Genomic DNA, 17,174 nt, shown 5'->3' on the forward strand with positions numbered 1-17,174 from the left:
ATTAAATCGAGTACCGTGCATACCCCAAAGCTCGGTACCGTCCTCGCCATCGCCCTGGGCCTCGTCTGCACAAGTTCAGGCCTCATGGCGGGGCCCATCTATCGCTGGGTATCCCCAGGTGGCGTCGTCTCCTTCGGCGACCATCCCCCGCCCACGGCGCGGGATCTGCGGCGGATTCACACGGTCCCGGCGCCGCCACCCAGCCCATCGGGGCCGCCCGCTGCGGCAACGGCTTCGCGCCCGGCCGAGACCGCCTCCTCGGCCGCCAGCGCCGCCACGGCCCGGGAGGAAGCCCTCATCGCCCGCATCGACCTGCTCACCGCCCTGGCAAATTACGCCCGAAGCACCACACCGCCGACGCACCCGCCCCACAGTGTCTACCGTCCCGCCTTTCTCCTGCCGCCTGCCTATCCTCACTACCCAGCCCCGCCAGCACCCGGCGCTCCGCCGCCGCCACCGCCACCCGGACCAGGCATACGGGGATCCGGCGTTCCGCCATGGGCTTCACCACCTCCATCGGCGGGACCAGCCGCCCCGCAGCGTCCGCTCTGGGCGGCGCCCTGAGATCCCTTGCTCGCACCTTGCCCAGTCACTATGCTTGGTACACGGGTCGCTGGATGAGGACAAGGGCATGCGCGTGCGGGTAGCCGCTGTACAAATGGCCGTGGGCGCGGATTCCGCTGCCAATATCCGCAAGGCAGTGGACATGGTACGTGCCGCTGCCGCGGCGGGAGCGCAGGTCGTCCTCTTACAGGAGCTCTTCAGCAGCCTGTACTTCTGTCAGGACCAGAACATTGCCCACTTCGCGCTGGCGGCACCCCTGGATCGTCATCCCGCTGTCATCGCCCTGACGGATCTGGCTCGGGAGCTGGGCGTGGTCTTGCCGGTGAGTTTTTTTGAGCGTGCCGGCAACAGTCATTTCAACAGCCTCACGGTCATCGATGCCGATGGCCGCAATCTCGGGCTGTACCGCAAGGCGCACATCCCGGATGGTCCCGGCTACCAGGAAAAATTTTATTTCAGTCCCGGCGATACGGGCTTTCGGGTCTTTCCCACCCGCTTCGGCCGCCTGGGCGTGGCGGTGTGCTGGGATCAATGGTTTCCGGAAACGGCGCGCATTCTCGCGCTGCGCGGCGCCGAGATGCTCCTGTACCCAACTGCCATCGGCTCCGAGCCCGAAGCCCCCGAACTCGACAGTCGTCCCCATTGGACCCGGGTCATGCAGGGCCATGCCGCCGCCAACATGGTGCCCGTCATTGCCGCCAACCGCATCGGGAACGAGCAGGGACAGCACAGCGCGATCACCTTTTACGGCGGATCTTTCATCACGGACGGTACCGGGGCGATCCTGGCCCAGGCGCAGAGCGAGGAAGGCTTCATTCAGGCCGATCTGGACCTGGATGCACTGGCTCGCGCCCGCCTGGAGTGGGGACTCTTTCGCGATCGTCGCCCAGACCTGTACGGCCCCCTGCTCGGCTTCGACGGCGAGTCCTGAGTACTGGCTCAGGCCGAGGCGGCCCAGCCCGACGCCAGAATCTCCAGAGCCTCGCCGAGTACCCGCTCCGGCTCCAGCTCCTCCATGCAGCGGCGGTGGCTGCAGGCCCCGTAATCGCTCCGATGAACGCAGGGGCTACAGGGCAGACCACGGCGCAGTATGCGAATGTCGGCCACTCCACTGTCCCAGGGTCCCGTCATATTCGGGTCGCTGGGTCCAAATACCGCGATCAGGGGCGTCCCCAGGGCCGCAGCGAGGTGACTGGGTCCGGTATCCGTACTGATCAGCAGGCGCGCGTGGCGAATGACGGCCATGAGCTCCGGCAGACTGGTCGCCCCACACAGATCGATGGCATCGGGCACTGCCTCGATCAGGGTAGCAAGGTACGGACGCTCGGCCCTCTCACCAATGAGCACGAGGCGTAGCTCCGGGTGCCGGACCATCAGGCTCTGCGCCAGACTCTGCCAATGCCGCAGGGGCCAGGCACGCAGGTTGGCCTTGCCGCGGGCAATATGGCTATTGCCGGGGTGGAGGACCAGATAGCCGTGGGACTGGCAAAGGCGGGGTGGAAGCGGCGCATCGGCGACCCGGATGCTGGGCTCGGCCAGAGCCAGGCAATCCTCGGGCAATACTTCGCGCAAGAGCTCGCGGACGTCATCCACCACATGGTGACGCGCCCCTGCTGGCCGCGGCCTGGCCGACACCTTCTGCTGTGCCGGTAAGCGTCGCAACAACTCGCGAAAGTCCGTGCCGGTTTCGAGATCCAGAACGAGCCGATAGGGCTGCTGCCGGGCTGCGGCCAGGATCGCCCGCTTGGTGGGACTCCAGAAACTCGGCAGGCCCCGTCGCCGCAGCCCAAAAACACGATGAATGCGCGGATCGTCGACGAGGAGAGGCGCCATGTTGGCCATGACGACAAAATCTATCTCCACCCCCTTGCCAAAGTGCGCCCGCAGGGGTTCGATGACGGCCGTCGCCCACAGGGTATCTCCCAGGCGACCGGCACGGATCACCAGAATGCGGCTATTGGCGGTACTCATGGCCCGATCCTCCCATGGCCTGTGGCGTACGGTCGTGGCGCGCCGTAGTTCTATTTGGATTCCGAAGTATTCGTCAGTCGGCGCGGCGACTGCGGCGTCCCTGTAACCCCGTCCAGGCTGCCGGCAACAGGGAAAGCAGGATCAAACTCACCAACACCAGATTGAGATGACTCTTGACCCAGGGCACGGCGCCCAGAAAATAGCCCGCCAGCAACAATCCGCCCACCCACAGCAGCGCTCCCAGCAGGTTGAAACGGAGAAAGCGCGCATAGGACATGCGCGCAATCCCGGCGACGAAGGGCACAAAGGTGCGGATGATGGGCAGAAAGCGCCCAATCACCACGGCCTTGCCACCGTGACGCTCATAAAAGGCCTCCGTCCGCCGAAGATAGGCGACGCGCAACCAGCGGCCACCGAAAAGGCATATTCCGTAACGATGTCCCAAGTAGTAGTTGAGGGCATCCCCCAGCACGGCGGCGGTCATCAGGGAAAGCAGCAGCCAGGGCAGGGACATCAGACCTGCACCCGCCAGGGTGCCACAAACGAAGAGCATGGAGTCGCCCGGCAGTATGGGTGTGACCACCAAACCTGTCTCTGCAAAAAGGATGAGAAAGAGAGCGAGGTAGATCCACAGGCCATAGTGCTGCACCCACAGGGCAAGGTATTGATCGAAGTGCAGCAGTTGCTGCAACAGGCCAGGCCAACCGGGGTTCATTCGAAGGTCTGACGATAGCGCTGGTAGTGCTCGGCGAAGAGGACTTCCAGTTGGGCGATGACCTCCGCTGCCGGCGCCCCGCCGACGACGTGCCGGGACATGAGGGCTGCGGTCTCGTTGAGCATGGCCTTGGCATCCAGCATGGCATAGCTCTCGCGCAGGCGCTTGATGGCCCCGACCACGGTCTCCCCCTCCCGAGCCGGGAGCAGGGAAGGCGTCTCGGGAGTCTGCGCGACCACCACGGTGTCGCGGCGACGGCTGGCCAAAAATTCGGCAAAAAGCTGCAACTGCTCCCTCTGCGCGTCATCCAGTTTGCGCGCCACCCGGAGCAGACGCCGTTCAAAGCTGTTCACGTCGAGCTTCCATCCTCTCCGGTATCCACCTTGAGCGCGAAGACCCGCGGCTTGCGTCGCTCCGACATGAGCGAGAGTTCCCGGACCAACGCCACCAGCGTCTGGTCCGTCGTCTGCTGCATCTCGGGCCACAGGCGTCGCGCCTCTTCCAGCAGCTCGCCGATGTGCTCCGGTACCTCACGATCTTCCTCCATGAGGATGTCCTCGATGAGGCCCGGTTTCATCTCCGGTCGGAACAGCAGGGACATGCTGCCGGCATCGGGACGAAAGGCGATCCAGCGACCCGCGTCGTCCACCAGCAAGGCTTCCTTCCCCGGCGGCAGGATTGCCGTCCCCGGCGCCCAGACCATGACCTTGCGTCCCGCTACGGCCTCGGCCAGGACATCGCCCTTGCCCGCGGGGCCCAGATGCGCCGTGGTGAAATAGGCATTGTGGTAGGGTTCCAGCTGCAATTGTGCACCCTCGTACTGTGCCAGGAGCAAACCGCCCAAACCAAAACCCACCACCGGACGATCGGCCTTGCGAAAGGCGGCAATGGTCTGCAACTCTTGGGTAAGCCAGGGATACTTGTCCGTCTCCAGGGGCGACATGGGACCGCCCAGGAGGAAGAGCGCATCAAAGGTCAGCGCGCTGGACGGTAACTCCTGATTGAGAAACACCCGAAAGTAGCTGTAGCTGATGGCCCGCTTTTCCAGTTGCGCTTCCAGGGTCCCCAGAAACTCCGAATAGCTATGTTGTATCACGGCGAAGTGCTTCATGGGGCCGCCCTCATGCGTTGCTTTCACGCCGGGGAATGAGTACGCGCATGTCGCGCGCGCAGCGTTCCTTGGCAAACTCCAGAAATTCGTCCATGACCAGACTGCGGAACTTCTGCTTCTGATACACGAAGAAATAGGGACGTGCCAGCGGCGGGTTGAGGGGAAGCGCGATGATGGTACCCAGGGCCAGTTCCTTGAGCACGGTGGCTTCCGATACCACGGCAATTCCGAGGCCGCCCTCCACGGCACCCTTGACCGCCTCGGGACTGCCGAGCTCCATGGTGATGTGCAGATCCTCCGGGTCGATACCCACCTGATGCAAGTATTCCATGGTCACTTCCCGCGTGCCGGAGCCCTCTTCGCGCGAGACGAAGGGGTAATCCAAGAGCTCCTGGGCGCTGACGCTCTCGTGATCACGCAGAGCATGGTCCTGAGGAGCGATGACGATCATGTTGTCCATGCAGCACTTGAGGGTGGCGAGGCTCTTGTTGCTCACCACTCCCTCCACGAGCCCCAGATCGATGCTGTTGTCCTCGATCATGTGCACGATCTTGTCGGTGTTGCCCACGTGCAGACGTACCTGCACGTCGGGATACTTGAGCTTGAAGTCCCCCAGCACGCGCGGCAGCATGTATTCGGCAATGGTCGTGCTGGCGCCGATGAGGAGGTGGCCGCGCAGGTCCCCTGTCATTTCACCGACACGGTTGGACATTTCTCCATACAGGGACAAGATCCGCTCGGAGTATTCATAGACCACCATGCCCGCTTCCGTCAGGCTGATGCGGTTGTGGGTGCGATCGAAGAGGCGGGTGTTGAACTGCTCTTCCAGTTGCTTGACCTGAAAGGTGACCGCCGGCTGCGTCATATGCAGGGTCTCGGCCGCCTTGGTGAAGCTCAGGAGCTTCGCCACCGTGTGAAAGACCTGTAACCGTCTATCTGCCATGAACAATCCCGTCGGGCGCGACTTTGCCCGAGTTTATGAGTAATATCTGAGCGCTTCAATACAGTTTTCTGGGAGACTCACCCATGCCCGAAGCCTGGGAAAAACTCGATCTGCATGGAGCTGGACTGCAGAGTCTACAAATTCGGCTGAAAAAACTCCAGAAAAAACCGTTATGGACCTATCTATCCTGGTTGGGCTTCCCCTTGGGCCTGCACCGCTTCTACCTGCATCGCCGCCGCGCCTGGATCTTTCCCGCGGCCGGCATCGCGGTACTGGCCCTCGCCCTGCTTGCGCCCTGGTACCTTGCGGCGCTTGCGGCTGTGATACTAGCGGCCCTCGCCCTGCACGATCTGCGACACCTTTCCGCCTGGCTTGGCGACTACAACAAGGAGATGCGAAAACAGGCCTGGTTTGCCCAGAACGCGCCGGCGGCCCCACAGAACTACCGGGGCCGCGCCGATACCGTGGAGGATGCTCCAGACTACCAGACGGAACTGGAGGGCTACCGCAGGATCAAGGAAAGTGAGCGGGGGGGTCATCCGGCCGGCGATACCAAGCCCGAGCGCAAGGGCTTCGGCCCGGGACAGAGACGCCTGTCCTTTGCCGAGCAAGAAAAACTCCTGGCCGAACTGAGCAAGAAAAAGGGCGGCGAGGGCCCCGACGCTTCCGCCTGACTCCTATTTTTCCTTCTCGAACATGGCGAGATAGCTTTCCTTGGCCAAGGGCGGGCGCCGCGCTACCGCCAGAAAATCCGCCAGGTGCAGGGGCGTACTCATGCCCACCAGGGTGACCGCGATCCCGGGGGTCGAGCGAACGAACTGGATGGCACGCTGGGCGGCATTGTCCAGATCCGGCATGCCCTGCTGCAGTGCGGGCACCTCCTCCCGCGCCAGCAGTCCCTTACCGAGGGTATGGCTGGCCATGACCGTCAGTTTCAGCTGAAAGGCGGCCTGGATGGTGGAGGCGATGTTACCCTGCCCGGTGACCTGGCTGAAGCGGGTGTAGGCCTCGGGCATCAGGGCATTGAAGGGAAGCTCCACCACCCGCAGATGGTGGCGACGCCCCTCTCCCGCCGCCTTTTCTGCCAGGCCCAGAAGGCTGGTCATGGATTGAAACAGCGGGTTGTCCGTTTCCACCCGACAGGCGTTGAAGGTCGATATCCCATAGTAGCGCAGCTTGTTGGCCGCCACCGCGTCTTCCAGGGCAGCGAAAACCGCCTGCAGCTTGCGGTACATGTGTTCCTTGCCGATGCTCGGGATGTGCACCTCGGGCTGATCCACGAGGAAGCAGTCCAGGGTCTCGAGGCCCGTCTGCTCACGCAGGCTGTCCAGCTGCCAGATAATGTACTCCGGACTCAGGCAGTGCACACCCTCGGCCAGATCCTCCCGGCGGCCGAGGCCGCGGCCCTCCACCTCCTCGTGGAAAAACGCCTCCAGATCGTCGGGACGGCCCCGAGGAAAGGTCAGAAAACCGCCCTTGCCAATGACGAAGAACTCCTCCCGTTGGATACCGCTCGCCATGGCCTTGGCGATACCCGCACCCACGGCCCGCCCGGCACGGCCGTAACGGTAATTGGCGCCCGTATCGATGACGTTTATACCCGACTGCAGCGCTTGGGCGACGATGGCAGCGACGGCCAGATCCGTTACCTCATCGACACCCCCGGGGAAGGTACCGACACCCAGAGAGGAGAGCTTGATTCGGGTATTGAGGAAGTCGCTGTAGTGCCCCTCCGGCAAGGTATCGCTAAAGCGCGCCGCATAGGCCTTGGTGGCCAGGCTGTTGGCAGCGCCGGGGATCGGAGTTTGGGAAGCAGGGGACGGCATGGAGAATGCTCCTGGTCTAGGGGGAATGCCACAGGGGATGGTCGGCCAAGAGGCGCTTCAGACGCTGCTGAATCTCGGGCCGGATGGGACCCTCACGGGCCGCGTCGCGCAGCACGAGGAATTGCCGCTCGTAATCGGGGGCCTCTTCATCGTCCAGCTCCCAATCCACGGCCCGCAGCAGTGCGCTCCCCGCCGCCGGTAGGGTGTCCGGGAGGCTACGCCCGGTGAGGATCGCCCACAGCCCGGTCCAGCAGCGCGCCAGGGCAATGGGATGATAACCCCCGCCACCCAGCACCAGCAGTCGCGGGCTGTCGGCCAGGATCTGCGCCGCCATCTCCCAAAAAAAGCCATTGCTGACACGAAACTTGCTCAGAGGATCGGGAGCGAGGATGTCCGTACCCGCCTGCAGTACCACCACATCCGGCCGAAAAGCCTCGAGGACCTCCGGCCAGAGCAGGGTAAAAACCGCGCGATATTCGCTGTCGTTGACCTCGGCCGGCAGGGGCAGATTGACCGCACCGCCCGGGTGATCGTCCACTCCACCACCCTGGAAGGGATAGGCATAGGCGGTGTCCATGTGGATGGAGACCGTCAGCACCTCAGGATCTTTCACGAAAGCGGACTCCACGCCGTCACCGTGGTGCGCATCCAGATCCCAGTAAAGGACGCGCAGACCCTCGCGGCGTAGGCGCTGGATGGCCAGCACCGGATCGTTGAGATAGCAGAAGCCGCGCGCCTGCCCCGGCGCCGCGTGGTGCATACCCCCGGCGGGGCTGAAGGCCAGTCGCCCCCGCAAGACCTCCTCCGCCCCCTGGATGCTGGAGCCCGTGGCCAGATTGGGGGTATCGAAAAAACCGGGGAAATAGGGATTCTCCAGGGTACCCAGTTGATAGCGGCGCCGCTCGGCATCGGTGACCCCACCACGAAACTGGGCGCGCTCAAAACTCTGGATGTAGTCGCGGGTGTGAAAACCCCAGAGTTCCCGATGGCTGGCGGGACGGCCGCTGCGATATTCGGCCGGAGCAATGGCACCGTAACTATTGATGAGGTCGAGGGTCAGGGAAACCCGCGGGATGGCCAGGGGATGATTCTGGCCATAGCTTGCCCGACGGTAGCGCGCAGCACCAATGAAAAGCGCCTCCCGCTGCGGGTCGATGCGCGGCTTGAGGGCGTCCACCTCCCTCAATGGCTACCCCGCAGACGCAGGTAGATCTCGGGCAGGCGCTGCGGCAGGCTGTCCAGGTGCGGCAACACCAGATAGTGACCATTGCCGAAGACCAAGGGCAGGTAGTCGCCACCGCGCGGGTCGAGGCTGATGCAGAAGGCGTGCACACCCGCATCGCGCGCCTCCTTCACCGCCATGCGGGTATCCTCTTGCAGGTAACGGGCGTCGCCGCCGTCGTCGTAATCCGCCGGACGCCCGTCGGAGAGGATCAGCAGCAGACGTCGCTGCGCCTGGGTGTGCAGCATCTGCCGCGTCGCGTGACGGATGGCCGCCCCCATGCGGGTAGCCAGACGTCCGGACAGCCCCGCCAGGGTCGCGCGGGCGCGGCTGTCGAAGCGCTCGCCGAAGCGTTTGACCGGATATAGAATCACTTCCTGATGGTATTTGCTGGCGAAACCGTAGATGGCAAAGGGATCGCCCACTTCCAGCAGGGCCTCGCCGAAGAGCAGCATGGCTGCACGCAGGCGATCCACGACCCGCACCCCGCTGTCCCCGGCCTCGGCCATGATGGATGTGGATAGGTCGGCCAGCAGCAACACCGCGGTGTCGCGCTGCTGCGGGCGCCGTTGCAGGTAGATGTTGGCCTTGGGACTGCGGCCCGCGCGCCGTTCCACCACATACTGGACGGCGGCCTCGAGGTCGGGCTCTTCACCTTCGAACTGGCGACGCAGAGACGCCATGCGCGTGGGTTTTTGCGCCTGCAGGGCACGCTTGAGCCGCCGCAGGGTACCATCGTAGCTAGCGGCAATCTCCACCGCCCGCGCCTCGTCCCGCTCCCGCAGACTGCGTTCGTGCACCCGCGCCCAGTCCTCCTTGTAGCGTTCCTGACGATAATCCCACTCACGATAGGGCCAACCGCCCTTGGGACCCTGCACACCGCGACCCGAGCCACTAACCTTGGCCGGCATGGGGATCCCCACCCCCACCCGACCGCCGGTGCCCTGAATGTCCTCGGGCGGGATCTCCAGATCGGGATCGTTGCCTTCGGCCTGTTGCGGTGCCTCCCGTGGTTTCTCCTTGTGTCCGGCGGCGCCCAGGGCACCCCCGGCATCCATTTCCACGGCCCCGCTGGCCACCCGTCGACGCGGATAGACCGGTCGCGCCGCATTGGGAGAATGGCCCGGGAGAAAGGCCGCCGCACGCTCGGCCAGGGTGATGGGGGGCAGATCCGTGTGCGCATAGCGCGCCAGCGCCACCCGGAAGGCATCGACGATCCCGGAACCTGGCTCGAGCAGGGTGCGCAGGTCTTCCGCCAGACATCCGGCGGCGTAGTCCGCGTAGATCTCCGCCGCCGCCCGCCAGTAGGCACCGGCAGCCCCGGCAGGGGTCGGACACGCCGCTGCAGCCCGGCGCAGACGCTCGATGTAGCCGGGCATCTCCCGATCCAGGGCCGCGTCCACCCGGAGATCCTCACAGAGATCGAAGATCAGCTGAAAGCGCAGCAGATCGTCGCCAAACTGTGCAAAGAGCGGCCGCCAGGTGATGCGCTGGTCCGGGTCCAAAGGCGGATGCTCCATCCCGATCTCGCGAAACAGCGCGTGGATGGCGTCCTGATCGTAACTGCCAAAGGCCAGATGGGCACCCGTATGATAGAAGGCGAGGAGCGCTTCTTCCCGATCCGGCATCACCGCTGGCACGAAGAGACTGCGGCCATCGGTCTCCAGAAAGCTGCGGCCACCCTCCACGCTCCAGTCCCCATCCTCCAGGGGCATCTGCAAACCGGTCCAGGCCTGCAAAAGCAGGGCAAAGAGCCGCTTGTGCGGCCCGGTGCGAAAGCCCGGCAGAACCTCCAGCAGAAAGGCCCGCGCCTCGTCGCTTTCCAGGCGGAACCAGGCCTCCCCTCGGATCCGTCCCGCCGCCAGGACATCCCGACCGCGGCGCGCCCACTCGGCCACACCATCCAGACCGCAGATGGCCCGTACCTTGATGGCACCATCGAGATAGGTACCAAGACCCAGACGCCCCTTGGCCAACTCCTCCGCTGGCTGCAGCAGCGTGTCCAGACCTTCGATACCGGCACTCCCGAAAAGCTGCGCCGCCGGCACGCGAAAATAGGCAGCGGCGCTGTCCACGTGGCGATCTATCCAGCGCGCGCCCTGCTCATACCAGGACTGCTCGCCACGGAGGCCATAGTCGCGACGCACCGCCGCCGCCTGGGAGAAAAAGGCCACGGCTGCGCGAAAGGTACCGCGCCGGCGGGTAAAAACGGCTGCCTGTTCCAGCCAGGGGTCCAGTCCGCCAAAGGCCTGAACCAGATCGGCGGTGGCGTGGAAGAAGGCCTTGCCGGCCTCACGGTCGTAGAAGAAGAGCTCTCGACCCCGTTCCAGGTAACGGAGCACCGCCGCCGAGCCCAGACCCTCCACCGCCGGGAGCGCTGCCCGCGCGTCCCGCCCGGCCACGAAGCTCACGGCCTCCAGATGTTCGAGGATATCTTCCGCCGCCGCCTCGGTCATCTTCAGGCCGCCAGAAAGCTCTGGAAAATCTCCTCGAGGGCGGCACCCAGCTCGGGATCGTCCGTCTGCGGGCTGATGATGGCCGCTGCCACCGCCTCCATGGGAGCAAGACCTGCAGCCATGAGGGTGGCTGCGTAAATGAGGGCGCGGGTGGAGGTCACCTCCTGCAGGCCCTGGTCCTTGAGATTACGCGCCTTGGCGGCAGCCTGCACGAGCTTGCCCGCCTGCTCCACCGCGAGGCCCGACTCGCGGGCGACGATGCTTTGCTCTAGTTCCGCCGGTGGGTAGCTGAAGTTCATGCCCACGAAGCGTTGCTTGGTGGAGGGCTTGAGGTCTTTGAGCACCGTCTGATAGCCGGGGTTGTAGGAGATGACCAGAAGAAAGTCGGGGTGGGCGCTGATCTCCGTGCCCAACTTATCGATGGGCAGGTGGCGGCGATGATCCGTCAGCGGGTGGATGACCACCGTGGTATCGGTGCGGGCCTCGACGATTTCGTCCAGGTAGCAGATGGCGCCTTCGCGCACCGCCCGGGTGAGGGGCCCGTCCTGCCAGATGGTCTCGTCCCCCTCGATGAGAAAACGCCCCACGAGGTCGGAGCTGGTGAGATCCTCGTGGCAGGCCACCGTAACCAGTGGACGCTTCAGCCGCCAAGCCATGTGTTCCAGAAAGCGAGTCTTGCCGCAGCCCGTTGGCCCCTTGAGCATGACGGGCAGACGGCGCTGCCAGGCGGCCATGAAGACGGCGAGTTCATTGCCCACCGGCTGATAGTAGGGCTCCTCGGTCAGGTGGCGCAGGGGGGTTTCAGGGGAATGTCGGCTCATGCGGTCTCCTCGGGACTTTGTTCGCAGTGGCTGCGCAGATACAGGTACAGGTGGCGCAGGGTGTGGACGATCATCTTCCGGGGGTGCGGCGGCAGCGCGTCTTCCCGACCGAGGTCGAGGCAGTTGTGGTAGTACACCAGTTCCCGGCAGTTGTCGCGAATCGTGTTCCAGTGCGGCTCGCCTTTTACCAGAACCTTCCACAGCTGCAAAAGGTCGGCGTCGGCCTCGTAGGGCTTCCCCTCGGCATCCAGAAGGATGCGCAGGAGCTCCCTGGCCAGATCCATGGCCTTATCCACCGCGGGCGCCAGCGGCACCCCGTCGCCGTCCGCCGCCATTTCCCGGGCCATGGCCTCGATGCGCGCCTGCGCCTGATCGAGTCGGGACAGGGTCAACACTTTGTCGTACATCGGCAAGCCTCCGTCGTCCTCATTACACCCTACCGTTCATCCGGGATTTCGTCTAGGATAAATGGGTTTTGTCCGTAGTGGTTCATAATTCGTTTTATAGACTGATTAAAGGGGCTTTCATGAGCACGAAACTCATCAAGATGGTCAAACTCAACAACTTGGAATACAACCCCAATCGCGACCCCCAGGTCTATCGTCGCGTCGTCGGCCACCCCTTCCGTATCCAGGCCTTTTTGGGCGGCTCCGGCAAGGCAACGATTACCCTGAGCTGCGAAGGCAAGACCCTCAAGGAAAGCACCCTGGAACTGCCCGGCAATTTTTCCTACGAGCTCACCTTCAAGGACGCCGGTGTGCGCATCGTCACGCTCACGGTGAAGAACGACAACCAGAGCGAAAGCCGCGATCTGCTGCTGGATACCGAGGCCCACGCCAAAGTCGGCTGAGCCCGTCGCGGTCCGCAAACCAGCCCGCGCGGACCGCCGCAGGCCTACCAACCGAATTGTTTCTGAAAATCCTCGAGGCGATCGGCAATTTCGTCGCGAGCAAAAAAGCGGTCAGCGCGCGCTTGGCGTGCCTCCAGGCGGCGTTCGTTGTCTCCGCCAAAACAGAATACCGGGATATTGAGTTGATATTCCCGGCGTAAGGTATCGATGGTGGCTATGGGATCGGCGATGGCGGCATCGTCCAGATCCAAAACCAGAAAACGGCGCAGCAGGATCTCCTGCCAATCCCCGAAATCCTCCAGGTCCACGCCACACTCCATCTCCCAGCCCGGCAGCAGCCGAGCCTGCGCCTGGGCGCGCAAGGCCTCATCGCTGCTCATCCACAGAAAACGCTTGCGTAGCCGATCGCCAATACTGGCCATACCCCATCTCCTCTCAACCTTCCGTCCATACTGCCGTCGCTTCTAGGCGCGCCCGCCAGAGCTGCGCCCTGTCCCGATCCAGGCAGCGCTCCAGAGCCGCCAGCGCGGCATCCCGTCCACAACCCGTCAGGGCCGTCGCGCAGTCCTCGGGCCAGGCGCTGCACAACACGCGACGGTAGCTGCCATCCTCGGTCCAGACCCGCAAGAAGCTGCCATCGGACCAGTGGCGCTCCGTCAGGAAACTACGATCCTTTATTTTGATGCCGTGCGCGACCCGCCGACGCCCGGGTTGCTGCCAATCCGGTGCCTCCAATTCCGCACCGGCCATGGCCAGGCGTTCCGCCGCGTTCGGGCCCTCTTCGACCCGCGGGTTCCAGCCCGCTGCCGCCAACGCGTGCAGCAGGGCTTGCCGCAGTTCCGCGCGGGTAGGGAGCCGGGGAAGGAAATGGGTCCAGAGACCCAGGGACTCCTCCAAGGCACGCTCCAGCTCCCGCCGGAAGCCGGTCGAAGGCACCGCGATGCAGCCGACAAAGGCACGCCAGTCGCCATCGAGGAGCAGACTACCGCCCAGCACGAGGCTACAGCCGATGGTGGCCGCGCCGGTGCCGCCCAGCTTCCGCTGGCCGAGCCAAAGATCCCGATGCCCTACGAGGCGAACGTCCAGGCCAAAGTATCGGTGCCAGGCGCACAGGACCGGGCCCAGCAGTTCCAGGACCTGGGCGGGTCTGCGCAAGCCGGTCCCGTGGGGCATCACCAGGAAATAATTGAGGTGGCGCCGGTCCACCCACACCGTACCACCGCCCAGGGGGCGCTGCACCACGGGAATTCCCGCTGCCCGACAAGCTTCCCGATCCAGCTCTGCACCCACGCCCTGCGCAGCACCGACGCTCAAATGGTCGTCTGCACTGGCCAGGATCAACGCGGGTGGATCGTCCCGCCCCTGTGCCTCGGCAAATCCCAGATAGGCCCGGTGCAGTGCTTGGGCAGAAAGGTGGCCGAGATCCAGAAGCCGTAGGGCACCAGCGCAGGAGGCTGCAGACGGGGGTGAGGGTGGAGCGGCAGCTTCAGTGGGAGCCGTCACGATCCCGCGGGCGATAAAAAGCGGAGAAATAGAAATCCCGCTCATTGAGCGCCTCGTGCCAGCGCGCCCGCTCGGCCACTCCCTCCTCCATGATGGCCGCAATGGCCATGGCCTGTTCGCCGTCGAGGATCAGGATGGCGTCCTGAAGGTCTTCGTCCAATTCGATAAAGTGGGCGGCAAGGCCCTGTGGCTCCTGCACGTGGACCAGAAAGGCACGGCACTCGGGGTCCTCTGGGTCCAGCGGCGCCATGACCAGACGTCCGATATAGGCCATACGCGCCAACTGGTTGAAGCGGGGAATCTCCAGTTTTTTGCCCTTTTTGTATTTGTTCAGCTCGTTCTTGAGCGCGCTCACGTCGGCAATGGGTATGGTCTTCATGGCAATCCTGAGCAAATTGATCTACTAAGCATTATCCCAGCCAGCAGCGCCCCTGACAAGGCAAGAAAAAGGAGGAGATGCTCGCGCATCTCTCCCGACCCGAGGAGGGTGCTTACAACCGTCGATCAGAACTCGTAGCCCACCTGGATACCGTAGGAGTTCTCGGTGAGGGTGGAGGAGGCCGCCTGCTGGGGATTGAAGGGAGCAGAGCCCGGAGCACCGGTCATCGTGTTGCTGAACTCGTGCATGTAGGCCTCCGTCAATTTCCAACCCATGCCAAGCTTCTGCGTCGCGCCGAAGGTGATGGCGTTCTGCACGATGGCCGGGAAGATGGTGTTGGCAGCAATAGCGTTGCTGTTGTTGGGTACCGGGTTGGAACCCCAGGTGTAGCCAGCGCGCACCTGCAACCAGTCGTTGACGTTATACTGGGTACCAATGTTGGCTACCCACTGGTTCCGCCAATTCAACGCTAAAGGCACAACGTTGGTGCCGTTCCAGGGACCATAGATATTGAAGGTGTTGAGGGTGTTGTGCCAGTTGATCCACTGCCCCTCCACGCTCACCAGCCACTGCGGGATGGGGCGGATGGCAATACCCAAGGCAATCTGCTGCGGATAGTTCAGATGACCGCTGTACTGACCGGGGTTGCCCGTCAGGACCTGACCGTTGGGCATCCGCAGCGATTGGGCTCCTCCTTGGAAGGTTAAAGGCGTGAACATGATGGGCGACTTGTAGGTAGCGCCCAGGGTGACCTTATCGTTCACCTTGTACAGAGCGCCCAAGGTCACACCGACGCCATAGGCCCAGGAGGGTGTGGAAAGGTTAAGACCGCCCGTCAGCGGTACCACGAAGGGCTGCTTGGGGTTCGGACTGAACTGGGTCATGGTTTGCTGGAAAGAACCCTGCTCCGCAGCAATGTTCAGAGAGCCACCGATGTAGAGGTGATCATTGACCTTCATGGCGATGGACGGGGCCATCTGGATGAAGGTGATACTGCTGTAGGCCTGCGCATAACCACCGTAGGGAAGCGCAGAATTGGGTCCGATGTTCTGGAGATAATTCACACCCAGGCCCGAGGTACCATACACGCCGCCACCGAAGACGATGCCGTCACCAAAGGCAGGGGCAACCCAGCCGATGGAGGGGATGCCGTACACATTGCTGTGGCTGCCGATCTCACCAAAACCCATATTGGTTTTGCGTGTGGGATTGAAGATCTCCGCCGAGAAGGCTGCCTGCGGCTTGATCATGGCCAAGCCTGCCGGGTTACTAATGGCCGCCGATAGGGGGTCGTCGGGAGCCGCCACCACGGCGCCACCCATACCCACCGCATACTGCCCGATACCGATCAACTGGTAGCCGTCCGTGGCCATGGCCGAACCGGCAAAGGCGCAGGAGAGCGCCGCCGCCACCGCCACACCCAACCGCATCGCTTTCTTTTTCATTTCGTTCTCCGCCTCTGTTGTTGCCCAATTTCTTCACGATTGTGTCGTAATGGGCACACTATGGCAAGACGGCAAAGCATCAAATCTTTCATGGCCGTAACAAAATATCGCAATGATAGATCATCAGAATACGGTAATGTTATGCCAAAGCATTCCTGCGGCGGCTACCGATCGCACCGTAAAAAAGCGCCCTTTCGGGCGCTTCGGCAATGGGTGGGGCAACGGTCTCAATCGACGCGCAGATCCCGCAGGCGCATCTGACGACGCACCACTTCCACATCCTGCTTGTTGAGGGCAAAGGGGAAAGAGCGGATATCCGAGGGGGAGGAGTCACCGTAGGGACGGTTGCAGGCGCTCACTTCTTCGTCGTCCTTACCCGGACAGCCACTGGTCTGGAAGGGCTTGCCGGAATTGATGATGTCCTCGAGCTCCGCCTGCGGATAACCAAAATCCTCAACCCGCCCGTAGGCATCAAAACTCATGTCCTCGTAGCGCCCACCGGCGTAATCGATGAGAAAGCGCCCCAGCTGCACACGGCGCCAGTGATCCTGAGGCACAGCATCCCAGTCTTCCATCATGGAGCCTTTTTCCGGGAAAAAGGCAAACATGTGGTTGTGGCCACCCATGTCCTTGATGCGTTGGCAGACCTCCAAAATCTCCTGCTCCGTCTCACCCATACCACAGATGAGGTGGGCACCGAACTTTTCCGGGCCATAGATCTCTGCCGCCCACTCGATGGCCTGCCAGTACTTGTCCCAGCTGTGCGGACTCTGCACCGTCTTGCCCCGAGTGCGCTCGAATATGGCGGGCGTCACCGCATCCAGGGCGACGGTGAAGATGTCGGCCCCCAGATTCTTGAGATCGATAAGGTCCTGCTTTTCCATGGTGGTGGGGTTGGAGAGAATGGACACTGGGATGTGAGGAGCCGCTTCCATCCAGCGCTTCAGCACCACCTGGGTATCGTGGTCGGAATCGGGATGGGTGATCATGCTGATGCACATACGCTCAAACTGCCCCTTGTCGCCGTTGGCGGCGATGCGTTCCAGCATCTCGTCCACCCGCACCGTCGGCCAATCCACGCGAATGAAGTTGCGGTCAGCATAATCCCGACTCTCTTCGCGGTGGCGGGCCAGTCCACAGTAGGTGCAGTTGGCACGACAACCTTCAGGATAGGTCATCAGGAGATTGAGACAGTGAGTGCAGCTGGTGCGGTGCATGACCCCGGGGATGAGCCCCAGAGTAATGGCCGCCGCCGTACTGAGCTGCACGTAATCGGGCGAGCGCATGGTCGGCGTCTTGACGAAATAGTCGGGCCGGTAAAAGTTCAAGGGTGTTGCATCGGACGCTACCGCACTCATGGTCAATCCT

At 63.3% G+C, this 17,174-nt stretch carries 19 protein-coding genes; 4 read left to right on the forward strand and 15 right to left on the reverse strand.

The features are described from left to right. Positions 1 to 15: 15 nt before the first annotated feature. Together ACAty_RS15960 and aguB are read left to right on the forward strand one after the other, a co-directional pair. Positions 16 to 564 (forward strand): DUF4124 domain-containing protein, encoded by a 549-nt coding sequence (locus ACAty_RS15960; RefSeq protein ID WP_148262232.1) that lies wholly within the window; start codon positions 16 to 18, stop codon positions 562 to 564. A 67-nt stretch (positions 565 to 631) separates the two neighbouring features. Further along, positions 632 to 1,495, forward strand: a complete 864-nt coding sequence (gene aguB / locus ACAty_RS10825) for an N-carbamoylputrescine amidase (protein WP_004868505.1) — start codon at positions 632 to 634, stop codon at positions 1,493 to 1,495. A gap of 8 nt (positions 1,496 to 1,503) precedes the next feature. Here the strand turns inward: aguB and ACAty_RS10830 are convergent, their stop codons facing one another. From ACAty_RS10830 to ACAty_RS10850, 5 genes are all read right to left on the reverse strand, one after another. Next, positions 1,504 to 2,535, reverse strand: a complete 1,032-nt coding sequence (locus ACAty_RS10830) for a glycosyltransferase family 9 protein (protein WP_004868508.1) — start codon at positions 2,533 to 2,535, stop codon at positions 1,504 to 1,506. A 73-nt stretch (positions 2,536 to 2,608) separates the two neighbouring features. Beyond that, positions 2,609 to 3,250, reverse strand: a complete 642-nt coding sequence (locus tag ACAty_RS10835) for a VTT domain-containing protein (protein WP_004868510.1) — start codon at positions 3,248 to 3,250, stop codon at positions 2,609 to 2,611. Further along, positions 3,247 to 3,603 (reverse strand): hypothetical protein, encoded by a 357-nt coding sequence (locus tag ACAty_RS10840; protein ID WP_004868511.1) that lies wholly within the window; start codon positions 3,601 to 3,603, stop codon positions 3,247 to 3,249. The genes ACAty_RS10835 and ACAty_RS10840 overlap by 4 nt, the downstream gene beginning before the upstream one ends. Next, positions 3,600 to 4,361: a type 1 glutamine amidotransferase family protein gene (locus tag ACAty_RS10845; RefSeq protein ID WP_004868513.1), complete on the reverse strand. Its 762-nt coding sequence runs from the start codon at positions 4,359 to 4,361 to the stop codon at positions 3,600 to 3,602. Before ACAty_RS10845 ends, ACAty_RS10840 begins: the two co-directional genes overlap by 4 nt. A 10-nt stretch (positions 4,362 to 4,371) precedes the next feature. Continuing rightward, entirely contained in the window at positions 4,372 to 5,304 is a 933-nt protein-coding gene (locus ACAty_RS10850; protein WP_004868515.1) for a selenium metabolism-associated LysR family transcriptional regulator, read from the reverse strand. A gap of 83 nt (positions 5,305 to 5,387) precedes the next feature. Here ACAty_RS10850 and ACAty_RS10855 point away from each other — a divergent pair, with 83 nt between their 5' ends. Then, the gene (locus ACAty_RS10855) at positions 5,388 to 5,978 is read left to right on the forward strand and encodes a hypothetical protein (protein WP_004868516.1); all 591 of its coding nucleotides are present in this window, start codon (positions 5,388 to 5,390) and stop codon (positions 5,976 to 5,978) included. A gap of 3 nt (positions 5,979 to 5,981) precedes the next feature. On the opposite strand, the gene ACAty_RS10860 is transcribed toward ACAty_RS10855, so the two are convergent. The 5 genes from ACAty_RS10860 to ACAty_RS10880 are packed head-to-tail and all read right to left on the reverse strand — an operon-like array spanning position 5,982 to position 12,036. Next, positions 5,982 to 7,130: an aldo/keto reductase gene (locus tag ACAty_RS10860; protein ID WP_004868518.1), complete on the reverse strand. Its 1,149-nt coding sequence runs from the start codon at positions 7,128 to 7,130 to the stop codon at positions 5,982 to 5,984. 16 nt (positions 7,131 to 7,146) lie between these two features. Next, the gene (locus ACAty_RS10865; RefSeq protein ID WP_004868520.1) at positions 7,147 to 8,307 is read right to left on the reverse strand and encodes an acetoin utilization protein AcuC; all 1,161 of its coding nucleotides are present in this window, start codon (positions 8,305 to 8,307) and stop codon (positions 7,147 to 7,149) included. A gap of 5 nt (positions 8,308 to 8,312) precedes the next feature. Continuing rightward, complete coding sequence (locus tag ACAty_RS10870) at positions 8,313 to 10,808, reverse strand: nitric oxide reductase activation protein NorD (RefSeq protein ID WP_004868521.1); 2,496 nt, start codon at positions 10,806 to 10,808, stop codon at positions 8,313 to 8,315. A gap of 2 nt (positions 10,809 to 10,810) precedes the next feature. Continuing rightward, on the reverse strand, positions 10,811 to 11,629 hold the full coding sequence (locus ACAty_RS10875; protein ID WP_004868523.1) for a CbbQ/NirQ/NorQ/GpvN family protein: 819 nt from the start codon (positions 11,627 to 11,629) through the stop codon (positions 10,811 to 10,813). Beyond that, entirely contained in the window at positions 11,626 to 12,036 is a 411-nt protein-coding gene (locus ACAty_RS10880) for a hypothetical protein (RefSeq protein ID WP_004868526.1), read from the reverse strand. The genes ACAty_RS10875 and ACAty_RS10880 overlap by 4 nt, the downstream gene beginning before the upstream one ends. A 119-nt stretch (positions 12,037 to 12,155) precedes the next feature. Here ACAty_RS10880 and ACAty_RS10885 point away from each other — a divergent pair, with 119 nt between their 5' ends. Continuing rightward, on the forward strand, positions 12,156 to 12,479 hold the full coding sequence (locus ACAty_RS10885; protein WP_004868527.1) for a hypothetical protein: 324 nt from the start codon (positions 12,156 to 12,158) through the stop codon (positions 12,477 to 12,479). Positions 12,480 to 12,523: 44 nt separating this feature from the next. On the opposite strand, the gene ACAty_RS10890 is transcribed toward ACAty_RS10885, so the two are convergent. The 5 genes from ACAty_RS10890 to ACAty_RS10910 all read right to left on the reverse strand — a co-directional run bounded on the left by ACAty_RS10890 (position 12,524) and on the right by ACAty_RS10910 (position 17,164). Next, the gene (locus ACAty_RS10890) at positions 12,524 to 12,901 is read right to left on the reverse strand and encodes a hypothetical protein (protein WP_004868530.1); all 378 of its coding nucleotides are present in this window, start codon (positions 12,899 to 12,901) and stop codon (positions 12,524 to 12,526) included. Positions 12,902 to 12,914: 13 nt separating this feature from the next. Then, positions 12,915 to 13,982 (reverse strand): lipoate--protein ligase family protein, encoded by a 1,068-nt coding sequence (locus ACAty_RS10895; RefSeq protein WP_238323799.1) that lies wholly within the window; start codon positions 13,980 to 13,982, stop codon positions 12,915 to 12,917. Beyond that, positions 13,966 to 14,361, reverse strand: a complete 396-nt coding sequence (locus ACAty_RS10900; RefSeq protein WP_004868534.1) for a hypothetical protein — start codon at positions 14,359 to 14,361, stop codon at positions 13,966 to 13,968. The genes ACAty_RS10895 and ACAty_RS10900 overlap by 17 nt, the downstream gene beginning before the upstream one ends. A gap of 125 nt (positions 14,362 to 14,486) precedes the next feature. Beyond that, positions 14,487 to 15,806, reverse strand: a complete 1,320-nt coding sequence (locus ACAty_RS10905; RefSeq protein WP_038472242.1) for an OmpP1/FadL family transporter — start codon at positions 15,804 to 15,806, stop codon at positions 14,487 to 14,489. Between the two features lie 227 nt (positions 15,807 to 16,033). Further along, positions 16,034 to 17,164, reverse strand: a complete 1,131-nt coding sequence (locus ACAty_RS10910) for a radical SAM protein (RefSeq protein WP_004868640.1) — start codon at positions 17,162 to 17,164, stop codon at positions 16,034 to 16,036. Between the last annotated feature and the right edge of the window lie 10 nt (positions 17,165 to 17,174).

Origin of the sequence: Acidithiobacillus caldus ATCC 51756, assembly GCF_000175575.2 — a bacterium.
GTDB lineage: Bacteria > Pseudomonadota > Gammaproteobacteria > Acidithiobacillales > Acidithiobacillaceae > Acidithiobacillus_A > Acidithiobacillus_A caldus.

What these genes read in the sequence shown, in the direction of transcription:
- aguB (WP_004868505.1), top strand. Translation starts at nt 632, where the DNA reads ATGCGCGTGCGGGTAGCCGCTGTACAAATGGCCGTGGGCGCGGATTCC.
- ACAty_RS10830 (WP_004868508.1), bottom strand. Translation starts at nt 2,535, where the DNA reads ATGAGTACCGCCAATAGCCGCATTCTGGTGATCCGTGCCGGTCGCCTG.
- ACAty_RS10835 (WP_004868510.1), bottom strand. Translation starts at nt 3,250, where the DNA reads ATGAACCCCGGTTGGCCTGGCCTGTTGCAGCAACTGCTGCACTTCGAT.
- ACAty_RS10845 (WP_004868513.1), bottom strand. Translation starts at nt 4,361, where the DNA reads ATGAAGCACTTCGCCGTGATACAACATAGCTATTCGGAGTTTCTGGGG.
- ACAty_RS10850 (WP_004868515.1), bottom strand. Translation starts at nt 5,304, where the DNA reads ATGGCAGATAGACGGTTACAGGTCTTTCACACGGTGGCGAAGCTCCTG.
- ACAty_RS10855 (WP_004868516.1), top strand. Translation starts at nt 5,388, where the DNA reads ATGCCCGAAGCCTGGGAAAAACTCGATCTGCATGGAGCTGGACTGCAG.
- ACAty_RS10860 (WP_004868518.1), bottom strand. Translation starts at nt 7,130, where the DNA reads ATGCCGTCCCCTGCTTCCCAAACTCCGATCCCCGGCGCTGCCAACAGC.
- ACAty_RS10870 (WP_004868521.1), bottom strand. Translation starts at nt 10,808, where the DNA reads ATGACCGAGGCGGCGGCGGAAGATATCCTCGAACATCTGGAGGCCGTG.
- ACAty_RS10875 (WP_004868523.1), bottom strand. Translation starts at nt 11,629, where the DNA reads ATGAGCCGACATTCCCCTGAAACCCCCCTGCGCCACCTGACCGAGGAG.
- ACAty_RS10880 (WP_004868526.1), bottom strand. Translation starts at nt 12,036, where the DNA reads ATGTACGACAAAGTGTTGACCCTGTCCCGACTCGATCAGGCGCAGGCG.
- ACAty_RS10885 (WP_004868527.1), top strand. Translation starts at nt 12,156, where the DNA reads ATGAGCACGAAACTCATCAAGATGGTCAAACTCAACAACTTGGAATAC.
- ACAty_RS10890 (WP_004868530.1), bottom strand. Translation starts at nt 12,901, where the DNA reads ATGGCCAGTATTGGCGATCGGCTACGCAAGCGTTTTCTGTGGATGAGC.
- ACAty_RS10900 (WP_004868534.1), bottom strand. Translation starts at nt 14,361, where the DNA reads ATGAAGACCATACCCATTGCCGACGTGAGCGCGCTCAAGAACGAGCTG.
- ACAty_RS10905 (WP_038472242.1), bottom strand. Translation starts at nt 15,806, where the DNA reads ATGAAAAAGAAAGCGATGCGGTTGGGTGTGGCGGTGGCGGCGGCGCTC.
- ACAty_RS10910 (WP_004868640.1), bottom strand. Translation starts at nt 17,164, where the DNA reads ATGAGTGCGGTAGCGTCCGATGCAACACCCTTGAACTTTTACCGGCCC.